The sequence below is a fragment of the Pseudonocardia sp. ICBG1034 genome, assembly GCF_020131375.1.
Classification (GTDB): Bacteria; Actinomycetota; Actinomycetes; order Mycobacteriales; family Pseudonocardiaceae; genus Pseudonocardia; species Pseudonocardia alni.
In genome coordinates, this window is the sequence record NZ_JAHLEK010000017.1 from 196048 (window position 1) to 207271 (window position 11224).

Sequence of the window (11224 nt, forward strand, 5' to 3'; positions counted from 1 at the left end):
CTCGTACGATCGACGGCGTGTTCGACGCCTCCGACCCGGACGAGATCCCGCTCCCGCCCGAACCCGAGGACGACTACGGCGACGAACCCCCACCGGAGGACGCCTGGGCCGCCGCTCTCCCCGGGCCGGGCCGGCTGCCGGAGCCGGTCCCGGAGCGGGTGCACAGCAGCGACCCGCACGAGATCCTGCGCCGCGTCTTCGGCTACGACGCGTTCCGCGGCGAGCAGCAGGCGATCGTCGAGCAGGTCACCGGCGGCGGGGACGCGCTGGTGCTCATGCCGACCGGTGGCGGCAAGTCGCTGTGCTACCAGGTCCCGGCGCTGGCCCGGCCCGGGACCGGTGTGGTCGTCTCCCCGCTGATCGCGCTGATGCAGGACCAGGTCGACGCGCTGCGCGCGCTCGGGGTGCGGGCCGGGTTCCTGAACTCCACCCAGGACGCCGACGAACGCCGCCTCACCGAGCAGGAGTTCCTCGCCGGGGAGCTGGACCTGCTCTACCTCGCCCCCGAGCGGCTGCGTGTCGAGGCCACCGTGCGGCTGCTCGAACGCGGCCGGATCGCCCTGTTCGCGATCGACGAGGCGCACTGCGTCGCGCAGTGGGGGCACGACTTCCGGCCCGACTACCTGCTGCTCTCCGAGCTGCCGAAGCGCTGGCCGGACGTGCCGCGGATCGCGCTGACCGCGACCGCGACCGACGCGACCCGGACCGAGATCGCCCAGCGCCTGGAGCTGACCGATGCGCGCCATTTCGTGGCGAGCTTCGACCGGCCCAACATCGCGTACCGGATCGTCGCGAAGAACGAGCCGCGCCGCCAGCTGCTGGAGCTGCTGCGCGCCGAGCACGCCGGGGACGCGGGGATCGTCTACTGCCTCTCGCGGCGCAAGGTCGAGGAGACCGCGGAGTTCCTCACCGCGCAGGGGATCCGGGCACTGCCGTACCACGCGGGGCTCGACGCGTCGGTTCGCCGGGAGAACCAGTCCCGGTTCCTGCGCGAGGACGGCCTGGTCATGTGCGCGACGATCGCGTTCGGGATGGGCATCGACAAGCCCGACGTGCGGTTCGTCGCGCACCTGGACCTGCCCAAGTCCGTGGAGGGCTACTACCAGGAGACCGGCCGCGCCGGGCGCGACGGCGAGCCGTCCACGGCGTGGCTGGCCTACGGGCTCGCCGACGTCGTCCAGCAGCGGAAGATGATCGACGACGGCGAGGGCGACGCCGCGCACAAGCGGCGCCTGGCCCAGCACCTCGACGCGATGCTCGCGCTGTGCGAGACCACCGAGTGCCGCCGGGCCCAGCTGCTGCGCTACTTCGGGCAGAAGCCGGCGTCGGAGCGGTGCGGGAACTGCGACACCTGCCTGACACCGGTGTCCTCCTGGGACGGCACGGTCGCGGCGCAGAAGGTGCTCTCGACGGTGTGGCGGCTGAAGAACGAGCGCAACCAGGAGTTCGGCGCCGGGCAGGTCGTCGACATCCTGCTGGGCAAGCACACCCCGAAGGTCGACCAGCACCGCCACGACGAGCTGTCGGTGTTCGGGATCGGGACCGAGCTGAGCGACGCCGCGTGGCGCAACGTGCTGCGCCAGCTGGTGGCGCGGGGGCTGCTGACCGTCGGCGGGAACTACTCCACCCTGCGGTTCACCGACGAGTCCCCGGCCGCGATGCGTGGCGAGCAGAAGGTCATGCTGCGCTCCGAGCCGGAACGCGCGGCGCGGTCGTCGCGGTCGCGGGGCGGGTCGAAGCAGGCCGTGGAGATGCCGGCCGAGCTCGCGCCGGTGTTCGAGCGGCTCCGGGCCTGGCGGGCGGCGACGGCGAAGGAGCAGGGCGTCCCCGCCTACGTGATCTTCCACGACGCGACGCTGCGCGAGATCGCGACGCGGTCCCCCGCCGACCGGGCCGCGCTGGGCACGATCTCCGGGATCGGCGAGGGCAAGCTCGCGCGCTACGGCGACCAGGTGATCGACGTGCTGCACGGGGCCGACTCGTGACGCGCCCGCTGATCGGCATCACCTGCTACAGCGAGCGGGCCGACTACTGGATCATGCGCGACGACGACGTCGTGCTGGTCCCCCGCACCTACGTCGAGATGGTGCTGGCCGCGGGCGGGGTCCCGGTGCTGCTCGCCCCGGTGGACGGCGCCGAGGAGGCCGTCGACGCCCTCGACGGGCTCCTGCTCACCGGCGGCCAGGACGTCGACCCGGCCCGCTACGGGCAGGTGGCCGGCGCGCACACCGACACCCCGCGCACCGGGCGCGACGCCGCCGACGTGGCGGCGCTGCACCGGGCGCTCGGCCGCGGCATCCCGGTGCTGGGCGTGTGCCGCGGGCTGCAGCTGCTCAACGTGGCGCTCGGCGGCACGCTGCACCAGCACCTGCCCGACGTGGTCGGTGCACAGGTCGCCGGAGCGCACTCGGCCGGACCGGGGGTGTACGCGCCGGTGCCGGTGCTGACCGAGCCGGGGACCCGGGCCGCGGAGATCCTGGGTCCGGGCCCGGTGACGGTGCGCTGCCACCACCACCAGGGGGTGGACCGGGTCGCCCCCGGGCTGCGGGTGTCGGCCCGCGCCGGGGACGTCGTCGAGGCGCTGGAGTGGAGCGACCCGTCGGGCCGCGGCGGCACCGACGCGCCCTGGGTGGTCGGTGTCCAGTCCCATCCCGAGCGCGACGCCGACGACCTGCGACTGGCCGGTGCCCTGGTCGCCGCCGCCACGCGGGCCCGCAGCCGCGCCTTCCGCCCGGTCCGCCTCGCCGGCTGACCCGGATCCACACCCCCTGTCCGGTGTCCACACCTGCCGCAACGGATGTGCCGACCGGACAGGGGGTGCGGACGCGGGCAGTCGGTGTCCGCGATCGGGGCCAGACTCTGGGGTCATGACGGAGATGGGGACGAGGACGGGTGTCGACTGGAACGGCGAGCTGCTCGCGCAGCTGACGTTCCACTGGGAGACCGCACTGCGCCCGCGGCTGGCCGGGCTCACCGACGACGAGTACCACTGGGAGCCGGTGCCCGGCTGCTGGGGCGTGCGCCGACGCGGGGAGTCGGTGACCCCGCCGGGCGCCGGGTCCGGCGACTGGGTGATCGACTTCGCGTTCCCGACGCCGGAGCCGCCGCCGGTCACGACGATCGCGTGGCGGTTCGGACACCTCCTGGTCGGGGTGTTCGCGATGCGCTCGCACTCCCATTTCGGCGGGCCGGCCGTCGACTACGACTCCTACACCTACCCCGGTACCGCGGCGGCGGCCCTGGACGCCCTGGACACCGAGTACGCCCGCTGGACCGCCGGGGTCGCCGCGCTCGGCGCCGAGGGCCTCGCGCGACCGTGCGGACCGGCCGAGGGTCCCTACGCCGACGCGCCGCTCGCGACGCTGGTGCTGCACATCCACCGGGAGGCCATCCACCACGGCGCGGAGATCGCGCTGCTGCGCGATCTCCACCGGGCAGGCTGAGCCGGGCGCCGAGCCGGGCTCAGCCGGCCCGCCCGATCCGCTTGAGCACCGGGGGCAGGTCCCCGGAGTGGAGCACCCCGAGCCGCTGGGTGGCCCGGGTGATCGCGACGTAGAGGTCGTTGAGCCCGCGCGGGGACTCGTCGAGCATCTCCTGCGGCTCCACCACGACGACGGCGTCGAACTCGAGGCCCTTCGACGCCGCGACCGGCAGCACGACGACCGGTGCGTCCAGCTCGGACTCCCCCTCGGCGGGCTCGGTGGTGGTGAGCCCGGCGGCGTCGAGGACGGCGCGGACCCGGTCCAGGCGGCCCTGCGGCGTGAGGACGACGGTGCGCCCGTCCCCGACGGCGTCGCGCTCGGCGCGCACCCGCTCGGCCAGGACCCGGTCGCCGTCGGCCCCGGCGGGCAGCGCCGCCGCCCACGGCGGCACCCCGGTCGAGCGCACCGACGACGGCGGCTGCAGCGAGGCGTCGATCTCGGCGAGCACGTCGTCGGCGACGTCGGCGATCTCCGAGGGCGTCCGGTAGTTCACCGTCAGCTGCTCCAGGCGCCAGCGGCGTGCGACGAACGGTGACAGGACCTCGTCCCACGAGCCCGCGCCGCCGCGGTCACCGGTCTGGGCGATGTCCCCGACGAGGGTCATCGACCGGGCGGGGGCGCGACGCATGACCATCCGCCAGGCCATCGCCGACAGCTCCTGCGCCTCGTCGACGATGATGTGGCCGTAGGTCCACTCGCGGTCCGCGGCCGCCCGTTCGGCGGTGGAGTCGTAGCGGGAGACCTGCATGCGCTCGGCGAGCCGGTCGGCGTCGATGATGTCGGTGGCGCGCAGCAGCTCCGGGTCGAGGTCCTCCTCCAGGTCGAGTACGTCGAGCACGCCCTGGGCGTACTCGACCTCCTCGCGCAGCGCCGCGGCCTCGGCGGCGGCCTGGGCGGCGCCGTCGTCGCCGAGCAGTTCGGCGGCCTCGTCGAGCAGGGCGACGTCGGCCGGGGTCCAGCGCAGGTCCGGGGGCACGTCGGCGTCGGGCGCCGCGCGCTCCAGCAGGGCCCGCTCGGGCGCCGGGATCCGCCGGGCCACCGAGTTGAGCCGGCGGCGGTCGGCGAACAGGTCGGTGAGCAGCTGCTCGGGCGACAGCGTCGGCCAGAGCTCCTCGAGCTGCGTCGCGACCTCGGCGGACTCGGCGAGCTCGTCGCGGATGTCGTCGACGTCGCGCCGGTCCAGCAGGCCGGACTCGCCGCCGCCGACGCGGCGGGCGACCTGCTGGGCGAGCAGCCGCAGCAGCTCCTTGCGGAAGATGCGGCGGGCCTCGTTGTGCGGCTTGCGGGAGCGCCGGGCCCGGGTGCGGGCCTGGGCGACCGTGTCCCGGTCGAGGACGACCCGCTGCTGCTCCACGACGAGCTCGACCGGGGTCCGTGGCAGCTGCTGCCGGTCGCGCACCGCCGCGGCGATCACCGGCGCCATGTCGGCGCGGCCCTTCAGCTCGGCCGTCGCCGGGGACTCGGTGCGTCGCGCGTCCAGGCCGGGGAACAGCTGGGCGACGGTGCCGAGTACGACGCTGGTCTCCCCCAGCGAGGGCAGGACCTGGCCGATGTAGCGCAGGAACGTCGGGTTCGGCCCGACGACGAGCACGCCGCGCCGGGCGAGCCGGTCGCGGTGGGTGTAGAGCAGGTAGGCCGCGCGGTGCAGCGCCACCGCCGTCTTCCCGGTGCCGGGCCCGCCCTGCACGACCAGCACCCCGGACGGCTTCGACCGGATGATCCGGTCCTGCTCGCCCTGGATGGTGGCGACGATGTCGCCCATCCGCCCGGTGCGGGCCGAGGACACCGCCGCCAGCAGCGCGGCCTCGCTGGTGAGCCCCGAGCCCGAGCGGGCCCGCTCCGCCTCGGTCATCTCGGCCAGGTTGAGCGGCTCGTCGTCGACCGCGACGACCTGCCGCAGCCGGGTCCGCAGGTGCCTGCGCCGCCGCATCCCCTCGGGGTTCGCGGCGGTGGCGGTGTAGAACGGCCGGGCGGCGGGTGCCCGCCAGTCCATCAGCAGCGGCTCGTACTCGTTGTCCTCGTCGAGCAGGCCGATGCGGCCGACGTAGCGGATCTCGCCGTCGTCGGCGTCGAGCCGGCCGAAGGCCAGCCCGTGCTCGGCGGCACGCAGACCGGCGAGCCGGTCGGTGAGCATCTCCGCGGCGGCGTCGCGCTGGGTGATGGCCTGCGGGGTGCCGACGGTCTCCTCGCGCAGCGTGTCGGCCAGCCGGCGTGCGGTGTCGCGACGGCGGTCCTCGAGCTGCTCGTAGAGCATGGCCACGTAGGACTGTTCGTGGGCCAGCTCCGGGTCGACCGGCGCGGCGGGGTCGGCCGCGTCAGCCGGGGAGCCGGCAGCGGAAGTGGGTTCGGGCACGGCGCGGGGATCCTCCACCGGGGGGACGTACACGACACGTCCGCGCGGTGGCAGGACGAGCCTGTCGCCGACGGAGCGACTGACCAGGCTACCAGTGGTGCACGACCATCCGGTGAACGACGGACCGGGCATCGGACCTGCGCGGGGACGGCGGCGGGATCCGCCGTCCCCCGCCGTCCTGCACGGTCCGGCCCGGCGCGGTCAGCCGCGGACCCGCGGGGCCCGTCCGTGGGGCTGTTCCACCGGCTCCACCCACTCCGGGGTGGGGGTCGGCGCGGTGGCGGGGCCCTCGTCGTCGAGCGCGATGGGCTCGCCGTGGTGGCGCAGCCGCATCGGGGCGCCGTCGGTGAGCCGGTACTCGGTCTCCTCGGGGGTGATCGAGACCCGGATCCGGCGCCCCTGCCACTTCAGGCCGAACGAGATCCGCGACAGCGACGCCGGGAGGACCGGTGCGAACGACAGCCCGTCGGCCTCGCAGCGCATCCCGCCGAAGCCCAGCACGACCGCGGTCCAGGTCCCGGCCATCGACGCGATGTGCATGCCGTGGTCGGTGTTGCCCGCCAGGTCCTGCAGGTCGACCAGGGCGGCCTCGGCGAGGTACTGGTGGGCCAGCTCCAGGTGCCCGGTGCGGGCGGCCATCACCGACTGGGTGCACGCCGACAGCGACGAGTCCCGCACCGTGATCGCCTCGTAGTAGGCGAAGTTGCGGCGCTTCTGCTCCTCGGTGAACGCCTCCGGGAAGATCTGCATCGCCAGCACGAGGTCGGCCTGCTTGATGACCTGCTTGCGGTACAGGTCGAAGTAGGGGTAGTTCAGCAGCAGCGGGTACCGCTCGGCCGGGGTCTCCTCGAAGTTCCACCGCTGGTGGTCGGTGAAGCCCTCGGACTGCGGGTGCACGCCGAGGCGTTCGTCGAACGGGATGAACATCGCGCCGGCGGCGTCGCGCCAGGACGCGATCTCCTCGGAGTCCACCCCGAGCCGTGACGCCGACCGCGGGTGCTTCGCCGCGACCTCGGCGGCGTAGCGCAGGTTCTGCTGGGCCATCAGGTTGGTGTAGACGTTGTTGTCCGCGATCGAGGAGTACTCGTCGGGGCCGGTGACGCCGTCGATGCGGAAGTTGCCCGCCGAGTCGTGGCTGCCCAGCGAGCGCCACAGCCGCGCGGTCGCGACCAGCAGCTCCAGCCCGACCTCCAGCTCGAACTTGGTGTCGCCGGTGGCGTGCACGTGCCGCTTCACCGCGTCGGCGATGTCGGCGTTGATGTGGAACGCCGCGGTGCCCGCCGGCCAGTATCCGGAGCACTCGTGGCCGCGGATGGTGCGCCACGGGAACGCCGCGCCCTTGAGGCCGAGGGTCTCGGCGCGCTCGAAGGCCAGCGGCAGGATCGACTTGCGCCAGCGCAGCGCATCCGCCGCGGCCTCCGGGGCGACGAAGGACAGCACCTGCAGGCAGAACGTCTCGGTGTCCCAGAAGGTGTGGCCGTCGTAGCCGTCGGCGGTCAGCCCCTTGGCCGGGATGCAGCGGCGCTCGGCGCGGGCGCCGGCCTGCAGGATGTGGAAGGTCGCCAGCCGCACGGCCTGCTGCAGCTCGGCGTCGCCGTCGATCTCGACGTCGGCGGTGGCCCAGAAGTCGTCGAGGTAGTCGCGCTGCTCGGCGACCAGACCGTCCCAGCCGGTGTAGCGGGCGGCGGCGATGGCGGCGCGCACCTGGTCGTAGACGGCGGGCAGGCTGCGCCGCGAGGACCAGCCGTAGGCGAGGTACTTGACCACGCGCAGCGACTGGCCGGGCTTGACCCGGGCGATGACGGTGGTGCGGGCGAGGTCCTCGTTGGCGTCGGTGGACACCTGGACCCCGTCCGGGCCGAACACCTCGTGCTCCATCGCCGCGCCGCAGCGGAGCTCCGACTTGCGGGTGCGGTGCACCAGGGTGGCCCCGGCGTCACCGGCGCGGGACTGCTCGGGCTCCAGCACGTTGTCCAGCGCCGTGTCCAGACGCGGGTCGTCGGCGTCGCGGCCGGGCAGCTGCTCGTTGGCGACGAGCTCGGACTGCAGCACCAGCAGCGCGGCGTCACCGGCGGCGCCGCTGCCGTCGTTGCCGTTGCTGACCAGCTCGACCTCGTAGGAGATCGCGGCGACCGCACGCTGGGTCAGCGACACCATGCGGGTGGAGCGGACCCGGACCCGGCGCCCGGCCGGGGACTCCCACTCGACCTCGCGGTTCAGCGTGCCGGCCTGCATGTCCAGCACCCGCTCGTGCCGGTGCAGGGTGCCGTAGCGCAGGTCGAACGGCTCGTCGTCGACCAGCAGCCGGATCAGCTTGCCGTTGGTCGTGTTGATGATCGTCTGCCCGGACTCGGGGTAGCCGTAGCCGCCTTCGGCATACGGCAGCGGACGCACCTCGTAGAACGAGTTCAGGTAGGTGCCGGGCAGGACGTGCGGCTCACCCTCGTCGAGGTTGCCGCGCAGCCCGATGTGGCCGTTGGACAGCGCGAAGACCGACTCGGTCTGGCCCATCGCGTCCAGGTCGAGGCGCGGTTCGCGGACCACCCACGGCTCGACGGTGAAGGTGGGCAGGTGGTCGGGCTTCACGAACGCTCCAGCAGGTCGGCGAGATCGGTGACGACGACGTCCGCGCCGTGCTCACGCAGCGCGTCCGCCTGGTCGAGACGGTCGACGCCGACGACGGCGCCGAAGTCCCCCGCGTGGCCGGCCTGCACGCCGGCCAGCGCGTCCTCGAACACGACCGCGGCGGACCGGTCCACCCCGAGGTCGGCCGCGGCGGCGAGGAAGGTGTCGGGAGCGGGCTTGCCGGGCAGGCCGCGCTCGCGGGCGGTGACGCCGTCGACGCGGTGGTCGATGAAGGTCTCCAGCCCGGTGACCCGGAGGATCTGCTCCGCGTTCGCGCTGGAGGACACGACGGCGGTGGTGAGCCCGGCGTCCTTCACCGCCTCCAGGTAACGGCGCGACCCCGGGTAGACCTCGACGCCGTCGGTGCGGATCCGCTCCTGCACGAGGTCGTTCTTGCGGGTCGACAGGCCCCACAGGGTCCCGGTGTCCGCCGAATCGTCCGGGGACCCCTCGGGCAGCTCGATCCCGCGCGAGGCGAGGAAGCTGCGGGTCCCCTCGAGACGGGGCTTCCCGTCCACGTACGGACCGTAGTCGGCGTTGACGTCGAACGGGGTGTACCCGTCACCGTCGCGGGAACGGAGGTACTCGTCGAACATCTGCTTCCACGCCGCGGCGTGGACGCTCGCGGTGTCGGTGAGTACGCCGTCCAGGTCGAACAGGCACGCGCGTGTGCCCTCGGGCAGCCCCAGCATGGCGCGCACGCTATCCGGATCGATGAAGGTCCGTCGCCCCGGGCGGTGCACGCCACTCCCCCGCCGACGGGTGTCACACGACGGGCACGCCCAGCGGCAGGACCAACAGGACGAGCGGGACGCGGGCGGACCGCTCCGCCGGGTCCGCCGGATGGACCTCCACCCGGGCCGCGGGCCCGTCGGGGGCGTCCGGGTCCAGCCGCACGTGGACCGCGCCGCCCGCGCTGTGCGGCTCGATCTCCTCCTGCACCCCGCGGCGGACCGCGGCGAGCACCGACAGCGGCGGCACCGCCGACGACGGGTCGACACCGGCCCCGGACGGGTCGTCGAGCTCGGTGGTCAGCCGGGCGCCGAACCGGGTCCGTTCGATCTGCAGGTACGCCCGCACGGCGGCGAGCTCCTCGTCGAGCCGGATCGAGGGCTCCCCGGCCCGGTCCGCGGCCCGGGACAGGTCGGCGAAGCCGAGCAGCAGCTCCCGGGCCCGTGGCGGGTCGGTGCGCACCAGCGAGGCGATGGTGTTGAGGGTGTTGTAGACGAAGTGCTGCTCCAGCCGCCGCGACAGCGGCCCGTGCCAGGGGCCGTCCGGGGCGGCGGCCGGCGGCGCGGGGTCCACGGGGCCGGGCGGGACGGCGTCGCGGACCCGGATGCGGACGGTCTCGTCGGGGGCCGGGGCGCGGTGTGCGCCGGGCCGGGCCGGGCGGCTCTCGTCCGGTGGCGTGTCACCGGCGGGCCGGTCGGGGTCCGCGGTGCCGGCGCGGCCGGCGGGGCCCGGGTCGCGGGTGCCCGGCGGGGCGTCCCCGTCCCCGGACGCGGGCCGGGTGCCCGGTGCGGCCGCGGCACCGGTGCGGGGCAGGACGACGGTCTCCGGGCCGTGCCCGGGTGCCTGCCCGGTCCCGCGGCCCGGGCGGCGCAGCGCGACGGTCGGGCGGGCCGCCGAGGCCGCCCGGCGTGCCGCGTCGATCGCGCCGGCCAGGTCGTCGTCGTGCTCGGCGGGCGCCACCAGACCGCGCCAGGACGGCAGGGTGAGCCGTCCGGCGGCCGTCCGGCCCCGGTGCTCGACCGCCGCGACCAGGCCGGGGGCCAGCCAGCGGGCGTCGACGCCGATCCCGTCGGGCACCCCGAGCGGCGGGGTCCCGGTGGCGGGGACGCGCAGGACGGTGCGGGCGTCGACGTCGGCGGCGCCGATACCGACGCGGCCCACGTAGCGGGGCCCGTCGGGCTCGGGCAGCGCCAGCAGCACGGCACCGATCCGCTCCCGGCCCCCGCCGGGGCCCCCGGCGGGCACCCAGCCCGCGACGAGCACCTGCCGCTGGCGGCGCAGCGGCACGCGCAGCCAGTTCCGGGTGCGCCGCCCGGGCTGGTAGGGCAGGTCGAGCCGCTTGAGGTGCAGCCCGTCGAGGCCGTAGCGCTCCGCGGTCCGGACCACGAGGTCGGCCTCGTCGAGCCCGAACGAGGGCGGGACCAGGATCTTCGGCCCGGCCAGGTCGAGCGCCTCCAGCTCCGCGCGGCGCCGCCGGTAGGGCAGTTCCAGGGTGCGGCGGCCGTCGCAGAACAGCAGGTCGGTGACCACGTAGCCGACCGGGACCTCGGTCCGCAGGGCCGCGTCCGGGGACACCGTCGCGGTGCGGCGCAGCAGCGGGGCGCGCGACGGGCGGCCCGCCTCGTCGAGGGCGACGACGGTGCCGTCGAGCACCATGCCGCCCGGCGGGGCCTGCTCGCCGAGCACGGCGAGCTCGGGGAAGGACCCGGTCACGCTGCGTGCGGTGGAGGACAGCAGCCGGACGCGGCCGGGCCGGGCGTAGGCCACGCAGCGGTGGCCCTCCCAGGCGAACTCGACCGCCCAGCGGTCCGGGTCGCCCGCGTCGGTCAGCTCCCCCGCGGCGGGCAGCATCGGCGGGACGAGGTCGGGCATGGGCGCAGCAGGACCCGCGCCGGCGCGCGCCTGCCCGGCGCCGTGCGTCGCACCGCCCCCCACCACGGCATCCACGCTATCCCCCGCACGGGCGAGTGCGGGCGCCACCTCGGCGCTGCGGCGCCCGGTGTCGGGGGTGTCTGCGACGATCGGTCCCATC

The 11224-nt window shown here is 75.1% G+C and carries 7 protein-coding genes; 3 read left to right on the forward strand and 4 right to left on the reverse strand.

All coding sequences use genetic code 11. From position 1 onward, the window contains the following. Window positions 1-158 precede the first annotated feature (158 nt). From recQ to KPF22_RS15850, 3 genes are all read left to right on the forward strand, one after another. Window positions 159-1985: a DNA helicase RecQ gene (gene recQ / locus KPF22_RS15840; RefSeq protein ID WP_224402956.1), complete on the forward strand. Its 1827-nt coding sequence runs from the start codon at window positions 159-161 to the stop codon at window positions 1983-1985. Beyond that, window positions 1982-2752 carry a gamma-glutamyl-gamma-aminobutyrate hydrolase family protein gene (locus tag KPF22_RS15845; protein WP_208820311.1) on the forward strand — a complete coding sequence of 257 codons (771 nt, stop codon included), beginning with the start codon at window positions 1982-1984 and terminating at the stop codon, window positions 2750-2752. The genes recQ and KPF22_RS15845 overlap by 4 nt, the downstream gene beginning before the upstream one ends. A gap of 115 nt (window positions 2753-2867) precedes the next feature. After that, window positions 2868-3443, forward strand: coding sequence for a DinB family protein (locus tag KPF22_RS15850; protein ID WP_224402518.1), 576 nt, complete (start codon window positions 2868-2870; stop codon window positions 3441-3443). A gap of 19 nt (window positions 3444-3462) precedes the next feature. On the opposite strand, the gene KPF22_RS15855 is transcribed toward KPF22_RS15850, so the two are convergent. The 4 genes from KPF22_RS15855 to KPF22_RS15870 all read right to left on the reverse strand — a co-directional run bounded on the left by KPF22_RS15855 (window position 3463) and on the right by KPF22_RS15870 (window position 11064). Further along, entirely contained in the window at window positions 3463-5736 is a 2274-nt protein-coding gene (locus KPF22_RS15855) for an ATP-binding domain-containing protein (RefSeq protein ID WP_208820360.1), read from the reverse strand. A 300-nt stretch (window positions 5737-6036) separates the two neighbouring features. After that, complete coding sequence (locus tag KPF22_RS15860; RefSeq protein ID WP_208820309.1) at window positions 6037-8421, reverse strand: glycoside hydrolase family 65 protein; 2385 nt, start codon at window positions 8419-8421, stop codon at window positions 6037-6039. Next, window positions 8418-9152 (reverse strand): beta-phosphoglucomutase family hydrolase, encoded by a 735-nt coding sequence (locus KPF22_RS15865; protein WP_062394933.1) that lies wholly within the window; start codon window positions 9150-9152, stop codon window positions 8418-8420. Before KPF22_RS15865 ends, KPF22_RS15860 begins: the two co-directional genes overlap by 4 nt. A 73-nt stretch (window positions 9153-9225) precedes the next feature. Further along, on the reverse strand, window positions 9226-11064 hold the full coding sequence (locus KPF22_RS15870; RefSeq protein WP_224402519.1) for a histidine kinase: 1839 nt from the start codon (window positions 11062-11064) through the stop codon (window positions 9226-9228). Between the last annotated feature and the right edge of the window lie 160 nt (window positions 11065-11224).

Bases quoted from the DNA above. Each gene is read 5' to 3' on its own strand.
- KPF22_RS15850 (WP_224402518.1), top strand. From the start codon at position 2,868: ATGACGGAGATGGGGACGAGGACGGGTGTCGACTGGAACGGCGAGCTG.
- KPF22_RS15855 (WP_208820360.1), bottom strand. From the start codon at position 5,736: ATGCTCTACGAGCAGCTCGAGGACCGCCGTCGCGACACCGCACGCCGG.
- KPF22_RS15865 (WP_062394933.1), bottom strand. From the start codon at position 9,152: ATGCTGGGGCTGCCCGAGGGCACACGCGCGTGCCTGTTCGACCTGGAC.
- KPF22_RS15870 (WP_224402519.1), bottom strand. From the start codon at position 11,064: ATGCCCGACCTCGTCCCGCCGATGCTGCCCGCCGCGGGGGAGCTGACC.